General features: G+C 43.1%; 11 protein-coding genes. All 11 read left to right on the forward strand.

Annotation, left to right across the window (positions count from 1 at the left end; translation table 11 throughout):
• Positions 1–217: 217 nt before the first annotated feature.
• The 11 genes from BN2628_RS13180 (at position 218) to BN2628_RS13230 (ending at position 21,884) form a co-directional block, all read left to right on the forward strand.
• Positions 218–1,984 (forward strand): L-fucose isomerase, encoded by a 1,767-nt coding sequence (locus BN2628_RS13180; RefSeq protein WP_044224479.1) that lies wholly within the window; start codon positions 218–220, stop codon positions 1,982–1,984.
• A 165-nt stretch (positions 1,985–2,149) separates the two neighbouring features.
• Complete coding sequence (locus BN2628_RS13185; protein WP_055097627.1) at positions 2,150–5,314, forward strand: SusC/RagA family TonB-linked outer membrane protein; 3,165 nt, start codon at positions 2,150–2,152, stop codon at positions 5,312–5,314.
• 12 nt (positions 5,315–5,326) lie between these two features.
• Positions 5,327–7,093: a RagB/SusD family nutrient uptake outer membrane protein gene (locus tag BN2628_RS13190; protein ID WP_082002196.1), complete on the forward strand. Its 1,767-nt coding sequence runs from the start codon at positions 5,327–5,329 to the stop codon at positions 7,091–7,093.
• A 36-nt stretch (positions 7,094–7,129) separates the two neighbouring features.
• Positions 7,130–10,150 carry a SusC/RagA family TonB-linked outer membrane protein gene (locus tag BN2628_RS13195; protein WP_052431358.1) on the forward strand — a complete coding sequence of 1,007 codons (3,021 nt, stop codon included), beginning with the start codon at positions 7,130–7,132 and terminating at the stop codon, positions 10,148–10,150.
• Between the two features lie 17 nt (positions 10,151–10,167).
• Positions 10,168–11,874: a RagB/SusD family nutrient uptake outer membrane protein gene (locus BN2628_RS13200; protein WP_044224469.1), complete on the forward strand. Its 1,707-nt coding sequence runs from the start codon at positions 10,168–10,170 to the stop codon at positions 11,872–11,874.
• Between the two features lie 38 nt (positions 11,875–11,912).
• Positions 11,913–12,467, forward strand: coding sequence for a DUF1735 domain-containing protein (locus BN2628_RS13205; RefSeq protein WP_044224467.1), 555 nt, complete (start codon positions 11,913–11,915; stop codon positions 12,465–12,467).
• Positions 12,468–12,479: 12 nt separating this feature from the next.
• A complete protein-coding gene (locus BN2628_RS13210) occupies positions 12,480–13,649 on the forward strand; it encodes a sialidase family protein (protein ID WP_052431356.1) in 1,170 nt (389 codons plus the stop codon).
• 6 nt (positions 13,650–13,655) lie between these two features.
• The gene (locus BN2628_RS13215; RefSeq protein WP_044224465.1) at positions 13,656–15,788 is read left to right on the forward strand and encodes a hypothetical protein; all 2,133 of its coding nucleotides are present in this window, start codon (positions 13,656–13,658) and stop codon (positions 15,786–15,788) included.
• A 26-nt stretch (positions 15,789–15,814) separates the two neighbouring features.
• Positions 15,815–18,034, forward strand: coding sequence for an alpha-N-acetylglucosaminidase (locus BN2628_RS13220; protein ID WP_074024184.1), 2,220 nt, complete (start codon positions 15,815–15,817; stop codon positions 18,032–18,034).
• A gap of 41 nt (positions 18,035–18,075) precedes the next feature.
• A complete protein-coding gene (locus BN2628_RS13225; protein ID WP_082002195.1) occupies positions 18,076–19,389 on the forward strand; it encodes a T9SS type A sorting domain-containing protein in 1,314 nt (437 codons plus the stop codon).
• Positions 19,390–19,532: 143 nt separating this feature from the next.
• A complete protein-coding gene (locus BN2628_RS13230) occupies positions 19,533–21,884 on the forward strand; it encodes a T9SS type A sorting domain-containing protein (RefSeq protein ID WP_082430173.1) in 2,352 nt (783 codons plus the stop codon).
• Positions 21,885–21,931 lie beyond the last annotated feature (47 nt).

A 21,931-nucleotide genomic window follows, 5' to 3' on the forward strand; every position in this document is an offset into this window, starting at 1 on the left:
AAAAAGAAGAGATAAAAAGCCTTGATATAGCCGGAACTGTTAGTTTTTAGAATATAATTATATTATTTACTTGAGTCTGTAAAGTCTATTATTGCGGGGCTTATCGCTCTGTTTTGAGAATTTTTATCTTCCGTTTTTTGAGAAGAAAAGTTATTAAAAATAGCTTCGATATCCTTTCGGAATATTTTCAGCCAGACTCTAAAAATTGGGAAAAACAATGAATACGAAATATCCTAAAATAGGAATCAGACCTATTATTGACGGTCGTAGAAAAGGAATACGTGAGTCTCTCGAAGAAATGACGATGACCATGGCACGTAACTTGGAACATCTTTACAATGAAAATTTGTGCTATCCCGACGGGACTCCCGTACAGTGTGTAATAGCCGATACTACCATCGGTGGGGTTGCCGAAGCTGCAGCCTGTGCCGATAAGTTTGCCGGTGAAAATATCTGTGCTTCGGTGTCTGTAACACCTTGCTGGTGTTACGGTTCTGAAACAATCGATATGGATCCGCTTATTCCTAAGGCTATATGGGGATTTAACGGATCTGAGCGTCCGGGAGCTGTGTATCTCGCTGCTGCCCTTGCTGGGCACAGTCAGAAAGGACTTCCGGCGTTTGGTATATACGGAAAAGATGTGCAGGATGCATCTGACACGTCTATACCCGCTGATGTTCGGGAAAAACTGCTGCGTTTTGCCAGGGCAGCGTTGTCAGTAGGACTTATGCGTGGAAGATCTTATCTTTCGATTGGTTATTGCTCTATGGGGATAGCTGGGTCGCAGGTTGATGCACTCTTTTTACAGAAGTACCTTGGAATGCGTACCGAATATGCCGAGTCAGTAGAAATATTGCGGCGTATACAGTTAGAAATATATGACCACGATGAGTTTGAAAAAGCGATGCAATGGACAAAAGAAAATTGTAAAGAAGGGTCTGATTACAACCCCGAAAAAATCCGTCATTCCCGCGAGCAGAAAGATAAGGAATGGGAATTTGTTGTAAAGATGACGATGATCATTCGCGATATGATGATTGGTAATCCCGTACTTAAAACGATGGGATATGAAGAAGAATCGATGGGACACAACGCTATCATGAGCGGTTTCCAGGGACAACGTCAGTGGACAGATTTCCTGCCTAACGGCGATTTCAGCGAAGCCATACTCAATTCATCTTTCGATTGGAACGGAATACGCAGGGCATTTGTCGTTGCTACCGAGAACGACCATCTCAATGCCACATCCATGTTGTTCGGTCACTTGCTTACCAACACTCCCCAGCTTTTTGCCGATGTGCGTACATACTGGAGCCCGGAAGCGGTGAAACGTGTTACTGGAATATCTCTTACTGGAGAAGCGGCTGGCGGTTTCATACACCTGATCAATTCCGGGTCATGCACCCTTGATGGCTCAGGACAATTGACCGAAGGCGGTAAGCCCGTAATGAAACCCCATTGGAAGATTACAGACGGAGAAGTGCAAAAATGCCTTGAGGCTACAACTTGGTATCCCGCATCGCTCGAGTATTTCCGTGGTGGTGGTTATTCATCCAATTTCATGACGAAAGGAGGCATGCCTATGACTATGACCCGCCTTAATATAGTAGATGGGCTCGGACCAGTATTACAGATTGCTGAAGGGTGGAGTATAGATCTGCCTCGGGAAGTATCCGAAGTCATAGATAAACGCACCGACAAAACATGGCCTACCACTTGGTTTGTTCCTCGGCTTACAGGAAAGGAGCCTTTCGACAGTGTCTATTCGGTAATGGGCGGATGGGGTGCCAATCACGGGGCACTCAGTTACGGACATATCGGAGCCGATCTTATTTCGCTTGCCTCCATGTTACGTATACCCGTGTGCATGCATAATGTACCCGACAGTAAAATATTCAGGCCTGCCGCGTGGAATGCCTATGGTATGGATAAAGAAGGAGCCGATTATAGGGCTTGTAAGGAATATGGTCCGTTGTACCGGTAAATATTGTTAAAACTTTAGCAGTTACATAAAAGAATAAATTTTTATATGTATTATATATTATATATTTATCTCCAGAAATACATTCATCACAGTACACAAAATATATAGTACATATCAAAAAATTATAGTTTTTGGAATTATCAAGAATCTATTTATAATACCAATATGTATATAAACAAAGGAAAAACAAATTATTCCGGTAAAAAGAAAAGTGCATTTGTCTATGCTTTCCTGTGTTTGGTCTTGTTATTGGCTACTTTTCCCGTAGCTGCACAAAAAGCGCAGACGGTTGCATTCAGAGTAACCGGTAAAGTAACCGATTCCTCTTCCGAACCCCTAATAGGCGTAAATGTAGTAGAAAAGTCGAATCCTAAGAATGGAGTAATAACCGATATTGACGGAAATTTTTCCATATCAGTATCTTCGTCAAATTCTATTCTTGTTTTTTCCTATGTCGGTTTTGACAGGAAAGAGGTAAGCTTTGCAGCCTATAAACAGGGTGAGCCTCTGACTGTTGTCCTGAGCGAAGGAAGCAAAAAACTCGATGAGGTAGTCGTTGTAGGATACGGTGTACAGAAAAAGCAAAGTATAACCGGAGCCATCACCTCGGTATCGGGTACTGAACTGATAAAGTCTCCGGTGTCGAATGTCAGTAATGCTATTTACGGGCGTATGTCTGGGGTTACCCTTGTACAGCGAGGAGGTGAACCGGGAAAGGATCAGTCCGATATACGCATACGCGGTATCAGCACACTCGGGTCAGCCGATAGTTCGCCCCTTATTGTTATCGATGGGGTGGAGCGTTCCTCTATGGACGGTATCGATATGAATGAGATCGAAAGTATAAATGTACTTAAAGATGCCTCTGCAACAGCAGTATACGGTATACGGGGTGCGAATGGCGTAATCATACTTACTACTAAAACAGGAACCGAGTCGAAGCCCATGGTAAGCCTTAGTTGCAACGTAGGAGTACAGACACCGACTACCTTACCCGATTTCCTTGATCCGTATGAGTTTGCCCTGCTCAAAAATGAAGGTATGCGTAACGACGGGTTGATTCCACTGTTCAACGAGGACGATGGTACACTTGAAAAACTTCGTGACGGTACCGATCCCATATTCTATCCTTCCAAAGATTTTTACAAGAGTTTCATTAAAAAAGCCTCGATAAAGCAACAGTATAATGTAAACGTGTCGGGAGGAACCAAAGTAGTAAAATATTTCGTATCGCTCGGTTATCTCAACCAACAGGGACAATACAATACATCATCTCTTAAGGACCTTAATGTCGGATATGACCCTAATCCTGTATACAAACGTTATAATATACGTTCTAATTTTGATTTTAACTTTACAAAAGATTTTACCGGAAGTATAAAATTGGGGGGGCAGATTGCTGATTCCAATTATCCCAATAATACTACCGAAAGTCTTTTCTCTGCCATACTCAACTCCCCGCCAATGATAGGATGCGGGGTTGTCGATGGTAAGCTTGTAACAGGATACCTCGACGATCCCCTCTCGTTCATGTCCGGACGTGGTCTTTCACCCGCTTCTGTACTGCTCAATAACGGATATTCGACACAACTCGAAAACACATTCAATATAAATGTAACGTTGAAATACAGGCTTGATATGATTACCAAAGGATTGTCGGTAAGAGCAATGTATGCTTACGATAATTTTTTCAGCCGTTCCGAAACTCGGAACCGGACGATAGATACCTATTACGCGGTAAGGGATGCCAAGACAGGCGAGGTTTCATTTCCGCAAAGAACTTTTGAAGGAGGGTTCGAAACTTTCAAGGAATCTCACAGCGTATACCGTATCGAATATTTTGAGGCGGCTCTTGATTATCAGCGGATATTCGGAAACCGTCATCGTGTGTCGGCTTTGCTCCTTTACAATCAGCGTAAGAAAAGAATGCCTGGACTGACATATTCCGTACCCCAGTCGTTGCAAGGGCTTGTAGGACGTGCTACTTATGCTTATGCCGACCGCTATTTTGCCGAGTTCAATTTAGGTTATAACGGTTCGGAAAATTTTCCCGAAGATCTTCGTTATGGTGTATTTCCCGCTTTTTCTTTAGGTTGGGTACTTACCGAAGAGCCTTTTTTTCCTAAGAATGATTATGTAACCTTTATTAAGTTACGGGGTTCTTACGGAGAAGTAGGTAATGATAAGATAGGAGGAAGTCGTTTCCTTTATCTGCCCACTTCTTACAACTATGGCGGGTTTGTTTACCAGTTTGGGACCGAAGGGCTCGACCGCGAAAGTTATAAGAGTGCTATGGAAGGTAAAATAGGAAATCCCTATGTAACCTGGGAGCGCGCCAAGAAAAAAAATGTAGGTGTGGATATACGCTTGTTCGATGATAAGTTAGTTATCGGAGCCGACTATTTTGCCGAGAATCGTGATAATATCCTTATCAAGCGTTCAACTGTTCCGGCCATCGTGGGAGCAACCGATCTTCCAGCTGTGAATATGGGAAAAGTAGAAAACAAAGGATATGAAATCGAGGTACATTGGCGCAGTAATATAAGCAAGTTCAATTATCATATCGATGCCAATCTCTCTTATGCCCGAAATAAAATAATTTTTCAGGATGAGCCCAATGCCGCATACGAATGGATGATGGCGACCGGTTTTTCGGTAGGGCAACTCAAAGGTTACCGTAACGACGGTTTTTATAATTACGATGATGAGGTGGCTAACCGTCCCTATTACTCTTTCTATTCCAATAAAGTACAGAAAGGAGACCTGAAATATATAGATATTGACGGTGATGGTAAAATAGACCAGAACGACAGAGTCCCCATTGGATATAATGAGTTTCCTCAAGTTTCCTATGGCTTTACCTTGGGCGGAGATTGGAAAGATCTCGATTTTTCGCTGCTTTTTCAAGGAGCATCGCAGACGGCCATACAACAACGTGTTATGACAGCCTGGGCATTCAATCTTGGATTCAATAACACATTGGCCGAGCATATGAATCGTTGGAGCGAAGAGCGTTTTGCTGCGGGAGAGAAAATTACCATGCCTCGTTTGAGTGCTGATGGTAAGAACAGTCCTAACTCCGAGGATTCCGATTTTTGGGTCAAAGATGCATCGTATCTGCGTCTCAAAAATGTAGAGATAGGTTATACCCTTTCAGTGCCCAAATTGGCTAAAATAGGAGTGAAGTCGTTGCGCTTCTATGTCAGTGGCAATAACCTGCTTACTTTTACCAGCCTTAAAAATACCGACCCGGAAAACCCTACTAAAAATGTAGGGGCTGTGTATCCACAAATGAAAGTATATAACGTAGGATTGAATTTAAGATTTTAAAGACAGGGAACAATGAAAAAGATCAGATACATATATGTAATTTTGCTCATAGCCATACTTGCTTTGCCACAGTTTAGCTGCAACTATCTCGACATGCCCCTAATATCTACTTCTATCAATAAAGATTCTATTTTCTCGAAAAGGATCAATGCCGAGCAATTTCTCTGGGACACCTATGCAACGATCATGCCTTTCGGTATTCCCAAGTATACCAATGTATATAATGTCCCCGGAAAAGGAGTATACGACCTCGACCAGATTGAACGGGGAATACGTGCGGCTATAACTGACGAATGTAATTTATCGACAGGGTATGCACCCACGACCGAAATGAACCTGGTAGGGTATAGTGCTATCAACCCGCGTCATGTGGAGACGAAATTCAATTGTTGCTATATTGGGATACGTAAAGCCTTTACGTTTATCGAAAATATAGATATGGCAAAAGATATTTCACAGGAAGAAAAGGACCAAATGAAATCCGAGTGTAAAACTCTTATTGCATTACGTTACTTTACGCTTATACGTACTTTCGGAGGCGTACCTTTAGTAAAAAGGGCTCTCGAGGTTAACGAAGATTTCAATATATCCCGCAGTTCTTTGCAGGAGTGTATTGATTATATTGTACAGCTATGTGATGAGTCGATGAACCTGCCTGATTTCTATGACACGAGATGGAGGGGGCGGGTAACAAAAGGGGTTGCCTTGGCGGTAAAAGCACGTACATTGCTCTATGCGGCAAGTCCTTTATTCAATTCGGCCGAGCCCGTAATAGGGTATGGTAACAGTACCCATAATTCCTATCTTTGCCTTAACGGATATGATCATAAAAGATGGAAAGCTGCATATGAGGCCAATCTTGCGGTGATCGATTGGGCACGTGATTATGGACATGTATCAATGGTGAATACCGGCAATCCTTTTGACGATTACGGAAATGCCACTTCCACGAGAGACAATTCGGAAGTGTTGCTGGCCAATAAGGTCATCGTAGGGCAGACTGGATTTACCACTCATTATCTGCCGCGCCTCAGTAATTTCAACAAGGGAAATTCTATTCTGGTCAATAGTCTCTCTAAATTTTATAAAGCCGACGGGACTGACCAGACTTGGCCCGCATTAAATGAAGTACGCGATTTTAGCGATTATGTGACACGTATGCACGAAATGGAACCCCGTTTCAGGGTTATGGCATGGGTATTTGGTGAAAAACCGGCTATGTGTCCCGATAGGTATAACTGGGACTATATCGTTACCGGAGAAAAAAGCGGTGATATACAAGGTGCTGCCGTTATGATGAAATATACCTATAAGTATCAGGGCCAGACTGATATGGATTTCCCAATATTCCGCCTTGCCGAGTTTTATCTCAACTATGCCGAGGCACTTAATGAGTATACACCTAATTCGTCTCTTGCGTATGAAGCGTTAAACGTAGTACGTCAGCGTGCAGGACTGCCGCCCATATTGGAGACCGATCCCCGCTATAAAACCCAGGAGGCGTTCCGCCAGCTTGTCCACCGTGAGAGAGATATAGAACTATTCGGGGAAGATCACCGAATATACGATGTACGTCGTTGGAAAATAGCCCATAAACCTGGTATAATCGGAGGTCCTATGGTAGGATTCCTTCTTGAGACTAATAACGAAAAAAACAATTATACCACCTATAAACCGTTTGTATTCGAAGAGCGCTTCTGGTCCGATAAGATGTATTACCATCCTTTCCCACAGGCCGAGGTCAATAAAGGGTATATATTGCAGAATCCCGGATACTAACATGAGCGGTTTAATCACAATTAAAATGATTTGAAGATGCGAAATAATCTATTGAAAAACATATATATTCTGCTGGCTTTTTTCTTGTTGTCGGGTACGGGTATTGCCCAGTCTTCCTATACCGGGATTGTAAGAACTCAGGGTGGAATGCCGTTGAATAAAGTTTCGGTAAAAGTTGCAGGTTTGGAATCGACTGTTACTGATGATAAAGGACGTTTTGAAATACTCAAACCTAAAAGCGGGAAGCTGCTTTTCGAGAAAGAGGGATATCTGAGTACCGAAGTAGAAACTGGAAGCAACTCTGTTCTTACCGTAATACTCTATCCCGATGTAAAGAAACAGGTCGTGGAAAAAGGTTATGGCAGCGAGACATTCCTCGCTACGACCGAAGCCATATCTTCTATATCGGGAGATCGTATGACCTCTTTGCATGAAACAACCGTGAGCAATACTCTGGCAGGCAAAATTGCAGGACTTACTGTTATGCAGAAAGGCGGAGAGCCGGGAAATAATATTGCCGATATGTATATAAGAGGTAAGAATACATACAATAACAATGCCCAGTTGCTTGTGTTTGTCGACGGGTTTGAATCCGATATGAATACCTTAGTTGCCGAAGAAATAGAATCGGTTACGATTCTGAAAGATGCTGCAGCACTCGCTGTTTATGGAATAAGAGGAGCCAACGGTGTAATGTTGGTAAAGACAAAGCGTGGTATGGAAAATAAAATACAGGTACGACTCAATCTAAAAGCTGGATATACCCAGCCACTTAAAACTCCCCAATTCCTTGATTCTTACGGGTATGCTTCTCTTTACAATGAAGCACTCAGTAACGATATGGGACATTGGAGTCCTTACTACAGCGATACCGATCTTGCACTGTACCGAAACGGAGAAGACCCCTATATGCATCCTAATGTAAACTGGAATGATGAAGTCTTGCGTGAAGGGACTTTCTATGAGGAAGGAAATATTTCGGTAAGCGGGGGAAACTCGGTAGTGAAATTTTATACTTTGCTCGGATTTATGAATAGTCCCAAGTTCTATCGAAACAACGATGATACCGGTTATAAGGATCTGAAACGCCTGGGGAACTATTCTCGTTATAATATCCGTTCGAATATAGACGTAGCAATAAATAAAGTGTTCGGTTTGTCCGTCAATATCGGAGGGACTATTTCCGATGGGACGAGGCCCAATACCGACAATATCTTTACCGTATTGGACCAGACTCCGCCCAATGCATTTCCTGTCAAAAACTATGATGGTTCGTGGGCGGCTGGGACCATATATAAAGATAATCCTGTAGCGATGCTGTTTGCTTCCGGAAAGAATTCTTCACACATTCTCACGTACCAGACTGATTTCTCTCTTACACAGAATCTCGACATGTATGTAAAAGGCTTGAGCCTTAAAGAATCCGTTTCTTTTTTCGGACAGTCCCATAACCGTTATATCATTAATAAAGATTATGCACGTTTCCAGATGGTAGAAACTTTGGATGGATACCAGTTGAACAAAGTAGGTGGAGCGAACTCCGAATTTGCCATAGACGAAAGTGAAAAGACCCGTACACAGTTGACTCGTACTACCTATTCGGGACAAGCCGACTATAACCGCCTGTTCGGGAAGAATCGGATAGGAGCCATGATAGGAGCCATGTATAGTCGCTATGTGATAGACGGCAATAATGTGCCATACCTCAACGCTGGGTTGTTCGGGCGAGTAGGGTATGGATATGATGAACGTTATTTCGCACAATTCGCTTTTGCTTACAACGGGTCCGAAAATCTCCCTGCGAAAAACCGTTTCGGCTTTTTTCCCTCCGTATCTGCAGCATGGGTAATTTCCAACGAAGACTTTTTCGGAGGTGCCACATCTAAAGTAGATTTGTTGAAATTAAGAGCTTCGGCAGGAATGGTAGGAAGCAGTGACCTCGGGGCTACCCGTTTCGGTTACCGTACTTACTACGAAGCATCGAAAAACAAATATAATATCGGAGCTGCAGGCTCTACCTCTCTGCCTGGGCTGGTGGAAGGCCGTCTGGGTAACCCTGATATAACATATGAAAAAAACTACAAATATAATGTGGGTGTTGATGCTTCCTTCTTCAAACGCTTGTCGGTAATGTTCGATTACTTTTACGAAAAACGTAATGGTATATTAGCGACGCGGGAAGCCTCGGTTCCCGCAGTAGTCGCAGCTACATTACCTTATGAAAATATAGGAAAAGTAAGCAATCAGGGAGCAGAGTTCGAATTTGGGTATCATGACAAGTTCGGAGATGTTTCCTTAGGCATAGGAGGAAATGTAGCTTATGCAAAAAGTAAAATCGAATACCAAGCCGAAGTATTTCGTCCCGAATCCTATCTTTATCGTACAGGAAATCCTGTTGGTCAGTATTTCGGTCTTCAAGCCGAAGGATTATTTAACTCCTGGACCGAAATCAACGATCCGGCTACTCCGCGACAGACTTTTGCACCCGTTCAACCTGGAGATATACGTTACAAAGACATGAACGGAGACGGAGTAGTTAATGAGAACGATGAAAAAGCGGTCGGATATTCACCTATACCCCAGCTCAATTATGGTGTAACCCTGAATATCGGTTACAAAGGATTCGATCTCTTGGCCGATATTTACGGACAAGCACGTCGTAGTGTTCTGCTTTCGGGAAATACTGTATGGGCATTTTACAAAGACGGACAAGCCCCCGAAATGGCGCAGAACCGATGGGCATACTATCCGGAGCAAGGTATAGATACGAGAGCAGGAGCAACATATCCGCGCCTGACGACTTCCGATAATGACAACAATTACCGTAATTCCTCATTCTGGATCAGAGATGCAGGATTTATGAGACTGCGTAATTTAGAGCTGGGATATACTTTCCCCGAAAAACTATTGAAGAAAAGCTGTATTACCTATTTACGGCTGTATATAAATGCCAATAACCTCTTTACCGTATCACAACTCAAAGATTTTGATCCTGAAGTTTTATCTGGCTATCCTTTGAGCAGAGTATACAGTTTGGGTGTAACGGTTCAGTTTTAACATTAAAAGGTACGAAAATGAAATATAAAGTAATAAAATACTTCTTTTTTGTTGTACTGGTAGGTATCGGTACTGCCTGTTCCGATATGCTCGACAACGAGATAGATACGAATCTGAGACCTGAGCAGGTATATGTAAATTATGACCGTATGAAACAGGTAGCTGTGGGAGCATACACCAATTTACAGGTTATCGGTGGTTTTTACCAGTGGGAAACTTCTCTCAAGGCATGTGCTACTGACGAAGCCGAAGAAACTAATTATAGCTCTCAGTCACAGAAATTCAATATGGGTATATGGAATCAGTATTCCAATCCCGAAGACGTGTACGCCAAATTATATGTTGCTATACGCCAGTGCAATCTATTCCTTGAAAATTCGGTAAATTATAAAAAGATACTAGTAACGGACACCATAACTACCGTAGGTAAGGAAAATTACTTGCAACAGTGTGAGGACATAGCTTTTTACCGCAACGAAGTGCGCTTTCTCAGGGCATTGTATTACTTCGAACTCATCAAGCGTTACGGAGGAGTTCCCCTCGTAACCAGAACTTTATCGCTTGATGAAGGAAAGCAGATAGGGCGTTCGACATTTGATCAGTGCGTTGCTTTTATAGTAAGCGAATGCGATGACATCAAAGATAACATGCAGGTAGACTGGTATGCCGCTGGAAAACCTGAAGACGACGGTCGGGCCACAAAAGGAGCCGTATTGGCACTCAAAAGCCGAGTATTACTCTATGCCGCCAGCCCGTTAAACAATCCGCAGAACGATATTGAAAAATGGAAAGAGGCCGCAAAAGCAGCCAACGAAGTAATGCAGATGAAGAAGGTAGGTTCGATGATAAAACCTCTTTATCAGCTATCTAACAACTATCAGAACTTGTTTTTGGCTCCCAATTCCTATTCCGATGATGAAGTAATATTTTATATACGTTATGCCAACTCTAATATCCTCGAAGCTTGGAACTATCCCATTGGTACTCCTGGTGGCAGCAGCGGGGTAACACCCACCCAAAACCTCGTAGATGCCTATGACAAGCTCGATGGCTGGGATCCCTCCAGACCCTATGATAGGGTCGATCCCCGTATGCAATATACAATTGTGGTCAATAATAGCACTTGGAACGGACGCAAAATAGAGTGCTATACTGGGGGCAAAGATGGAGTAGGGCAACGCAACGCTTCACGTACCGGATATTACCTTAAAAAATTTCTTTCTCCCAATCTCGATCTGACAGGAACAACACCGGGACGGTCGATGAAAGCCTGGATAATGTTCCGTTATGCCGAGATATTGCTTAACTACGCTGAGGCGATGAACGAAGCGTTTGGGCCCAATGGAACGAGCCGGGGTGACGGACTCACACTCTCGGCACGTGCGGCAGTCAACCAAGTACGCCAGCGTGATGGTGTAAAAGTTCCCAACATACCTAACGTAAGTGCTGCCGACCTTACTGAAGCTATACATAAGGAACGCCAGGTCGAACTTGCTTTTGAGGACCATCGTGCCTGGGATCTGAGAAGGTGGAAAAAAGCCTCTTTATTGGGCGAACCCATAAGGGGAGTAACAATAACCAAAACGGGAGACGAAACATTTACTTATGATTTCAACCGCATTGTAGAGACCCGGGTTTTCGAAGATAAGATGTATCTATATCCCATTCCCCAGTCGGAGCTCAACAAATATGGCGGGACAGTTATGCAGAATCCTGGCTGGTAAGAAAAGATAACAATAAACACAAAATAAAACTTGTAGTTATGAAGATTAAATTATGTGCAGCCCTCCTGTTAGCCTCAACATTCATTGCTTGTGAAAAAGCCGATAAGGACGTACTGTGGGGAATCTCGAAGTTGTATATGCCCCAGGCCGTCATACAATCGGGAGGGACCGATATCAACTATACGGTAAGTGTTGATAAAGCAGCGGCCGGAGATGTTTCGGTTGTAGTCGGACTCTATCGTAGCGGACTTGAAGAACTGAAAAGTGTAAGCGTAGACCTCGAAGTATACCCTGATACCTTGGATCGGGCGATAGAAATAGCGGGAGGAGTCAATCCTCCGGCAGCTTACAATATATATAAGACAGCACGCCTTTTGCCGGCAGCATATTATGATGTACCTGGGAGAATATCCCTGAATGATGGAGAGAGAGAATCTTCGGTAAAACTCCTTGTAAAAAAAGAACTGCTTGCCACTGATCCTTTTTTTGTAGAAGGAAACCGTTATATATTGCCGTTGCGCATTACCAATCCCACGCGTTATGAACTTAATTCCGCATTGAGTCTAACGATGTTTATTTTCGAACCCAAATAAATTTAGAATTTTATGTCACTGAAAAAAATAATTCTCCTTGTAACTTTTTTACCGGCGTTGGCAGTTGCCCAGTTGTCGAAACAGTTTCCCATGGTACCTGGTGTACCCATAGTGCACTCGCCTAAAAGCAGTGGAAAATACATAGGTACACCCAGTATTGTAAAGATGCCCGGAGGTGATTTTATTGCATCACACGATTTTTTCGGACCTTCCTGTAAGTCTGATATCGTTCACGTATACCGCTCCTCCGATAAAGGAAAAAACTGGCACTTCCTGTCAGAAGTAGATGACACTTTTTGGGCAGGACTTTTCAATATAAATGATACATTATATCTGTTGGGTGTAAAAGGATCGAACAGGAATTTGGCTATACGAAAATCGTATGACGAGGGCAAAACTTGGACGCAAGCCTCTATTCTGAAAGAAGGGCATTATCATGGTTCTTCTACGCCTGTAGTTTTCGCTGGGGGCCGTGTATACAAAGGTTATGACCATTTGGGTAAAGATACTGGGAAACGCTGGATGTCGGGAAACCGCTCTTTTGTGATGTCAGCCCCTGTAGCTTCTGATTTGACTGATCCCGATAATTGGCTCTACAGTGATGAAATTGTGAAGCCCGCTTCGATGGATGGTACCGGATGGCTCGAAACCAATGCTGTAATGGGACCCGATGGTAAGATAAAAGGAATTACCCGTGTCGCTAACGAATCGGGACTGATTGCTGGGTATTACTCCCTTATCAATGACACAACTGTCGATATAACATCTATAGGAACAATCAATTTCCTCGGAGGAGCTACAAAATTCAATATCCGTTGGGATGAAAAAACCAAACGTTATTGGTCTCTCGCCAACTATCCGCCCGATGTGCTGAGAAAGCCGAAAATGAGGGCTGGAGGTATGCGCAGCGTATTGGCGCTCATCTCTTCCGAAAACCTCAAAGATTGGAAGCTCAATGCCATAATTTTAGCAAGCGATAATGTCACTTATCACGGATTTCAGTATGTGGATTGGTTATTTGACGGAGAAGACATCATAGTTGCCTGCCGCACTGGGTATGAAGATGGAATGGGAGGTTCAGACAATGCCCATAATTCCAATTATATGACTTTCCATCGTATCAAAAACTATAAATCAGCAAAGACACCAAAAAAATTTCGGTATCTGCTGGAAAACAAATAATGTGTTATGAAACGAAAGATAATCATATTTTTGATACTGCTCTTTCCTGTGTCAGTTGGAGCCCGGAATACTTTGTATTTCAACGGGGAAAAGACCAATGACCTTTTTATGCTGCTGAGTAAGGAAGGGTATAAAATAAAGCATTTTATCTCTCCGGACGAGGCTGTTGAAAAAGCAGAAGATGGTTCAGCTGTGATAATTACAGCCATGTCGTATCCTGTTGTTCGCACTCAGGTCGACAATGCGTTGTATGAAAAAGCAAAGCGTAAAAATATCAAGCTATACATAGAATATCCCGAATTTGTTCCCGGTGTTGAAGTCTGTCAGGATAATTATCTCGGAAAACTGGAAAGAGTGGTAATCACCTCACCCCGTTTTTTTATGGGAAGTTTCCATGAATTAGCTATTTTAGGGCTCAGCAGTTGCCATGTAATTCCGGTAAAGAAAGATAATCTTCGTCCGATAATGTTATATGCTAAAGTCGCCGGATATGACAGGGCTGATTTTGGTTTATCTAATACAACAACCTATCCATTACTTTTTCAGGAAGGAAATGTATTGGTATCTACTACATGCCTTACTAATTTCAAGAAGGCAAGTTATAGACCATCGGATGCATGGAAAACGGTTTGGGAAAGTATTGTCGGTTGGCTCACAGGCGACACTCTCGAATTCAAGAATTGGACTACCGATCTGGAACCTATGTATGCCGAAAAAGAGAGTTTACCCTCTTCTGCCAGGAAAATATCGATTCGAAAAGGAAGCGACTGGTTTTTCAATGCAAAATTTCTCATTCATCCCTCTTGGTATCCTGAAGTGGTAAAAATTGCTGGAGACGGGACACACCCTATCGGAGATCCGATACCGTCCGACTGGCCGGTAGGCGATGGGTCGTTTGGAGTTCTTGAAGGGCATGTTTCCAATGTTCATGCAGACGGTACGCAGGATATTCGTTATATGATAAGAAATGACGTTCAGGGAGAAACAGCTTTTGCGTTGGCTGCCGCTTCGACCTATGGAAATAAGAACGGTTATGACAAAGTAAGCCGTAATCTTCTGGATTTTCTCTTTTTTACATCCAATGCCAGAAAAGGACTTAGAAATGAAAGATGCAGTCCCGTCTATGCTCTGTTGGGATGGGCGGATACCGCCCCTTATCTCTTTTATAATGACGATCACGCTAGGGCATTATTGGGATCGCTCGGGGCGGTAGCCTATCTTAACGATACGACATGGAACAAGAGGATTGTAGAAACTATTCTTGCTAATTTCCGCTTGTCGAGCAGGGAAGGTTTTATAGGAAACCGCCTGTCGGAGAATGAAATACTCAACAATGGGTGGGAATATTACAACAAGAGAACCTTTATCAGTCCCCATCCCCATTTCGAATCCTGGTCATGGGCCTGTTACTTGTGGTTGTATGATAAAACCGGATATAAACCCTTATTGGAGAAGGCTCGGACGGCCATTAAAATAACAATGGATGCATATCCTAAACTTTGGAAGTGGACTAATAGTTTTCAGGAAGAAAAAGCCCGTATGATCTTGCCGTTGGCATGGCTGGTAAAAGTAGACGATACCCCTCTTCACCGGAAATGGCTCGATTTCATGGTAAGTGAGTTGCTGAAGTTTCAGCAGGAAAACGGAGCGATACAGGAAGAAATCGGTGAAAACAGCATGGGACAGGCAGGTGCGACCTTGTCAAATGACGATTACGGTAAATATGAAGCATCCCTTATATCTAAAAACGGAGACCCTACATCGGACTTGTTGTATACGTCCAATTTTGCATTTTTCGCTCTGAATGAAGCCGCTCACGTGACGGGAAACCCTGAACATAAAAAAGCTGTTGGGAAATTGGCCGATTTTTTGGTGAGAATTCAGGTAAAAAGCGATACGCACAAGGACTTGGACGGAGCTTGGTTTAGGGGATTCGATTATAAACGCTGGGATTATTGGGGGTCGAATGCCGACGAAGAGTGGGGCGTATGGTGTACCCTTACAGGATGGATACAGTCGTGGATTGTAAGTACGATGGTACTTGTGGATAAAAATACGAGTTACTGGAATCTGACGAAAAATATAGAAATGGAAAAAGAATTTGAAGAATCACTGTGGATGCTTCGGCCGATGAAATAAACAATTTTATTTAAAAACAAAAGAAGATGAATAAATTTAAAAATATAGGAATATGCTTGTTGTCTCTGTTTCTGTTATGTGCTCAATGGGGACAGGCGCGCGACATACAGCAGGAGAAAGCCGTAAAAGGCCTTATAGAGAGATTGTTGCCAAGTCATTCTTCCTCATTTGAGGTTCGGCATGTCGAAAAGAGTGAAAAAGACTATTTCGAGATAGAGAGCGTAGGAGATAAGATCGTTTTGCGCGGAACATCCGGAGTCGCTATCGCGAGTGCTTTGAACCATTACTTACGCGAGTACGGAAAATGTCAGATCGACTGGCACAGCCGGAATATAAATTTACCGGGAGAACTTCCTCGTGTCGAAAAAAAAGTAGTAAAAGAGACACCCTATACTTACCGTTATTATTTCAATTATTGTACATTCAATTATAGTATGAGTTGGTGGGATTGGGAACGCTGGGAAAAAGAGATCGATTTCATGGCACTTAACGGAATTAATATGCCGCTGGCACTTACTGGACAGAATATCATTTGGGATAGGGTGTATAAAAGATTGGGATTCACAGAAAAAGACCTTTCGACTTTTTTTAGTGGTCCTGCTTATTTCAATTGGTTCTGGATGGGTAACCTCGACGGTTGGGGCGGTCCTCTGCCACGGAGTTGGATGGAGAGCCATGAAGAATTGCAGAAAAAGATATTGGAACGCGAGCGCTCTTTCGGAATGATACCTATACTTCCTGCCTTTACGGGACACGTGCCGCCTGCATTTGTGAAAAAATTTCCGCAGGCAAAAGTGAAGAAAACCAAATGGGTAGATTATCCTGAAGTATATGTGCTCGACCCTTCCGATCCCATGTTTGAAAAAATAGGAGCCTCTTTCCTGACCGAGATGATAAAAACATACGGAACCAACCATTATTATTCATCGGACACGTTCAACGAAAACAAGCCGCCAACGAATGACAGTACCTATCTCAACGATATAAGCAAAAAAATATTCGGTGCGATGACGCAGGCCGATCCTCAGGCAAAATGGGTAATGCAAGGATGGATATTCGTATACAGCGGTTCGGGATTCTGGGGACCAACCCAGACACAAGCCCTACTCAATGCCATACCCGACGATCGTATGATCGTTCTCGATCTCTGGACTGAATGCCGTCCGGCATGGAAAAAGAAAAATGCCTTTTACGGGAAACAATGGCTTTGGTGTATGCTCAATAATTTCGGAGGAAATAACCTCATGTACGGACGTATGGATGAGATAGCCAATGGTCCGTCACAGGCACTTCATGATCCTGCTGCCGGAAATCTCAAGGGCATAGGGCTTACACCTGAAGCCATAGAACAAAATCCAGTAATATACGAGATGATGCTTGACAATATATGGCGTACCGAAGCTATTGATGTAAAAGCTTGGCTGAGAGATTATACCCGACGTAGGTACGGTGGTAGTGATCCACGTATCGATGCTGCGTGGAATATTCTTTACCGTACCGTATATTCAGGAGGAAAAGAACATGGAGGTCCTACAGCTTCCATCATTGCAGGCCGTCCGACCTTTAATAAGGACAACAATTGGACCGAGACACATAAACCTTATGCGACGAAAGAACTATTGCCAGCCTGGAAAAATCTGATGGACTGTGCGCAACAGTTTGCCGGAAGCGACGGTTTTCGTTACGATCTAGTCGACGTAACTCGTCAGGTGATGGCAAACTATGCCGATTCGGTGCAACAACTGTTTTCCATCGCTTATCGTAAAAAAAATTACAAAGAATACGAAAAACGTTCGGTGGAATTTCTCGAAATAATTAGCGATATGGATAAACTGCTGGCCACTCGTAAAGAGTTCTTATTGGGAACATGGGTCAATGCCGCAAAAAAATGGGGGACTAATGCGGACGAAGTAAAACTATATGAAAAAAATGCCAAAAATCTCATTACTACGTGGGGAGGAAAAGATAGCAAAATACACGACTACTCATGGCGTTTGTGGTCGGGAATGCTCGAAAACTATTACAGACCGCGCTGGCAAGAATTTTTCAATTTCCTCGATGACGCCCGACGTAACAATACACAACCTGATTTTGGCAGCTTTGATAAGTATATAAAAGACTGGGAGTGGAAATGGGTCAATACTCCCATGTCCTATTCCGATGAGCCTGTTGGTAATGAAACGGTAGAGGCCGCACGTATTTATAAAAAATATTATTCTCGGATGGAAACTTTTTTCAGCCGGTAGATATAAAAAAATCACTATTAATAATTTAATACTTTTGAATCATGAAGCGATTAAGTACTTTTTTTGCAGCGTTTTTTATGTTGGTATCAGTATCGATGGCCCAACAAACTGATTATTGGGACGGATCGGTAACTCCGTTCAGTACAGATAACAATGCCGGAGAATCGGCTGAAAATCCAATACTTATCAATTCCGGAGCACAGCTCGCTTATCTTGCACAACAGGTCAACGATATCAATGATCCGAACCTCTACGATGGAAAGTTTTTCAAACTGACTACAGACATAGACCTCGATGGTAACGAATGGACTCCTATAGGCTGGCACCTGACCAATGCCTATAACCGTCATTTCGGAGGAAGCTTTGACGGAAACGGGCATATTATCAGTAATCTCGTCATCTCGAAAGATATTTTGATTCCGGCAGCATCCGGTACGGGAACTTCCAACATCTCTTCCTATGCGCTTTTTGGAGCAGTACAGGGATCGGAACGAGGTGCACGTTATATCAAGAATCTGGGAATCGAGAGCGGAAGTATCAAAGGAACAGGTTCTGTGGCGGCCTTTGTAGCGTGGGGTGCAGGAGTAACTATTGCACAATGTTATAATAAGGCAAGTATCGATGGGACTAGCTATGTAGGAGGAATCGCAGCATATTGCGTAAGCCCCAGTGTAGATGTAATAAACTGCTATAATATGGGTGCAGTGAAGATCACTGCAAATGCGACTTCCAATAGAGCGGTCGGTGGAATAATGGGTCAGACCACAACAGCATGGATTACCAATTGCTACAATTTCGGAGATGTCAGCGTTAATGGTTCTATTCCTGCAAATACATGGGGCGGTATAACTGGAACATTCCAGACTACACGTCAGCCGATAAACAGTTACTATGCCACCAGCAGCGTAGCGAACGGAAATAGCTATGGCACGGCTATCACAGAGGCAAATATGCTTGCTCCCGATTTTATCCTTACGATAAATAATGATCAGGATCCAGTGAAGTGGGTTGCTGATGCTGATATGATAAATTACGGTTTACCCATATTGAACTGGGAAGTAAACGGAATAACTTCGGTAAATAGGGCCGAAGCCGATGTGAACATACTAGGTTCTGTAGCCCCTAATCCTGTAACCGGAGTTTCCTGCATACCTGTATCTATGGTGGTGACCGGTAAAGTGAATTTGTCTCTTTACAATACTTTTGGACAGTTGGTAGCTTTGGTATATGATGGAGTACTCGAAGCTGGGAATCACGTATTTACTGTAAATGCAGCTGATTATCAGTCGGGAATTTATTTCTGTCGCTTGATTACTGTTGATGGTGAAAAGACACAACGTTTCGTTATCAAATAAAAACTTATCTGTATAAGATGCGAAAAGCCGTACACGGTTTTTCGCATCTTATTTGCTGGGTAAGAGTCCTGAAAATTGAAAAGCTTGTTTAGAATTTCCTTGTAAGATTTAAAACCGGCTGAAAAATCCGTAATAAAAATTGTATGGTAAAAAGATTATTGTTTTTAATGATGGCGTTTCCCCTGCTGGTACAGGCTCAATCGTCCGATCTGTTTCCTATGGTTCCAGGTGTACCGGTCGTGCATAGTCCCAAATCGAGTGGTATATACAGAGGAACGCCTAGTATTGCAAAACTGCCTACTGGAGAGCTTATTGCATCTAATGACGTATTTAGCGATAACAGTATAGCGAACAGGACCGATATATTTATATCACGTGATAACGGACAGTATTGGTCCTATAAAGCAACAGTACTAGGTGCTGTATGGTCAGGACTGTTTGTCCACAACGGGAAACTTTATCTTATGGGCGCTGATACAAGTAATGGGGCCAATTTTGTTATCCGTTGTTCTACTGACAAAGGATCTACCTGGTCGGCTCCGACGATACTTATACCCGGAAGCTGTCATGGATCTTCGACACCCGTGATGTTTGCCAATAACCGTATATATAAAGCATACGAACATCACGGTGAAGATACAGGGAACAAGTGGATGTCTGGGAACAGGTCATTTATTATTTCGGCTCCACAAGATGCTGATCTTATGAAAAAAGAGAGTTGGACAGTGTCTGACGAAATAGCCAAACCGGCATGGATTGATGGAACGGGTTGGCTCGAATCCAATGCAGTTATGGGCCGTGACGGCAAAATAAAAGGAATATCCCGGCTTGCCAGCATAGAAGGCATATATGCCGGATATTACTCCCTCGAATCTGATAATAAAATAGAAGAAGGTTCAGCGCGTAAGATACAGTTTTGGGGCGGAGCTTCGAAATTCAACATTAGGTACGATCCCGTGACTGACCGTTATTGGTCGCTTGCCAACTATGTACCCGATGTGCTGCAAAACAATAATGTTTCGGCAGGTGGTATGCGTAGTATTCTCGCACTTACCTCCTCTTATGATCTTGAAGAGTGGGAGGTAAGAGCGATAGTACTTGCGAGTACAGACATTGAAAACGTCGGTTTTCAGTATGTCGATTTTATTTTTGATGGGGATGACATTCTCTTCGTTTCCCGTACTTCGTACGATGACGGGATGGGCGGTGCTGACAATTATCACAATTCCAATTTTATGACTTTCCACCGTATTACAGACTATGCTACGGCAACTACGCCTTCGGAATGGCAATACCTCTTGCCTAACGGCAAATGGAACGGTGTAGTGAAGAAAATAGACGAGTCGGACGGGAAAGGATCCTCAAAAGACAATCCTATTCTCATTTCTCATCCCGGAGAAATGGTTTACCTCTCCGAACAAGTATATCAGGGAAATACCTATGAAAACAAATATTTCAAAATGATAAACGATCTTGATCTGAACAGCCATAACTGGTTACCGATAGGTTGGTATATGACTATGTCGAACAATCGCCCTTTCAAGGGACATTTTGACGGAGGTGGACACCGTATACTCAATCTGAAAATAGGTCGTAATGATGACTTGTACACATCGAACGGAATATGGGGATATACTCTGGGAGGAACTATTTCTAACCTTGGGGTCGATGGAGAAAGCAATATCCTCGTGGGAGGAGTGTGTGGAGGTATCGTGGCATATGCCAATGCCACATCGATATACAACTGCTACAATAAAGGAAACGTGACGGGTACTTCGCAGGCCGGTGGCATATTGGGTTATGGTGTGAGTAATCCTTCGGTAAAAAATTGCTATAACCGAGGGGACATACTTTTGAAAACGACCCAGACCGGAAGCAGGTACGTAGGTGGTATATTGGGTTATGTTAATACAGGGACGCTTTCCAATTGTTACAATACTGGCAGCGTGTCGGCACTCTCCGAGACTCTTCCTACCAAAGGTGGTATTGCCGGAAACTTTAACGGTACACCGATTGCGTGTTATTACAGCAGTGAATCAGTAACAGGAGGAAATACGATCGGGACTTCGCTGGAAGCAGCAGATATGAAAACTGCCGGATTTGTAACGACTCTCAATGGAAGCCAGAATCCGTCGCTTTGGAAAGCCGATTATACGGTAGTTGTAAATAACGGTTTCCCCATATTGGCATGGCAGAAAGAAGATATCAGCTCTTCGGTATCCATGTCAAGAGATGATGCTGAATCGGTTTTGCGGAACGTTCCCAATCCCGCTGACACATATACAGTCTTTATATTCACTCTCGAAAAATCGGCATCCGTCAGCTTGCGGATATTCGATATGCAGGGACAGCTTGTAGGTATAGTAACAGAAGGACAGATGTCCGCAGGACAGCATAAAGTAAATTATGAATTATCCGCATTGCCTTCCGGTATCTATTTATACCGTATGGATGTTGGAGAAAAAAGTTATATACGGAAAATGATTGTAAAATAAGCTACTCCGGCAGGTCTCTATTCCGGTCGAAATGCCGAAGCAGACGA

The organism is Gabonia massiliensis (assembly GCF_001403595.1).
In the GTDB taxonomy this organism is placed as follows: domain Bacteria; phylum Bacteroidota; class Bacteroidia; order Bacteroidales; family Coprobacteraceae; genus Coprobacter; species Coprobacter secundus.

Coding starts and splice junctions, on each gene's coding strand:
- BN2628_RS13180 (WP_044224479.1), top strand. CDS start 218: ATGAATACGAAATATCCTAAAATAGGAATCAGACCTATTATTGACGGT.
- BN2628_RS13185 (WP_055097627.1), top strand. CDS start 2,150: ATGTATATAAACAAAGGAAAAACAAATTATTCCGGTAAAAAGAAAAGT.
- BN2628_RS13190 (WP_082002196.1), top strand. CDS start 5,327: ATGAAAAAGATCAGATACATATATGTAATTTTGCTCATAGCCATACTT.
- BN2628_RS13195 (WP_052431358.1), top strand. CDS start 7,130: ATGCGAAATAATCTATTGAAAAACATATATATTCTGCTGGCTTTTTTC.
- BN2628_RS13200 (WP_044224469.1), top strand. CDS start 10,168: ATGAAATATAAAGTAATAAAATACTTCTTTTTTGTTGTACTGGTAGGT.
- BN2628_RS13205 (WP_044224467.1), top strand. CDS start 11,913: ATGAAGATTAAATTATGTGCAGCCCTCCTGTTAGCCTCAACATTCATT.
- BN2628_RS13210 (WP_052431356.1), top strand. CDS start 12,480: ATGTCACTGAAAAAAATAATTCTCCTTGTAACTTTTTTACCGGCGTTG.
- BN2628_RS13215 (WP_044224465.1), top strand. CDS start 13,656: ATGAAACGAAAGATAATCATATTTTTGATACTGCTCTTTCCTGTGTCA.
- BN2628_RS13220 (WP_074024184.1), top strand. CDS start 15,815: ATGAATAAATTTAAAAATATAGGAATATGCTTGTTGTCTCTGTTTCTG.
- BN2628_RS13225 (WP_082002195.1), top strand. CDS start 18,076: ATGAAGCGATTAAGTACTTTTTTTGCAGCGTTTTTTATGTTGGTATCA.
- BN2628_RS13230 (WP_082430173.1), top strand. CDS start 19,533: ATGGTAAAAAGATTATTGTTTTTAATGATGGCGTTTCCCCTGCTGGTA.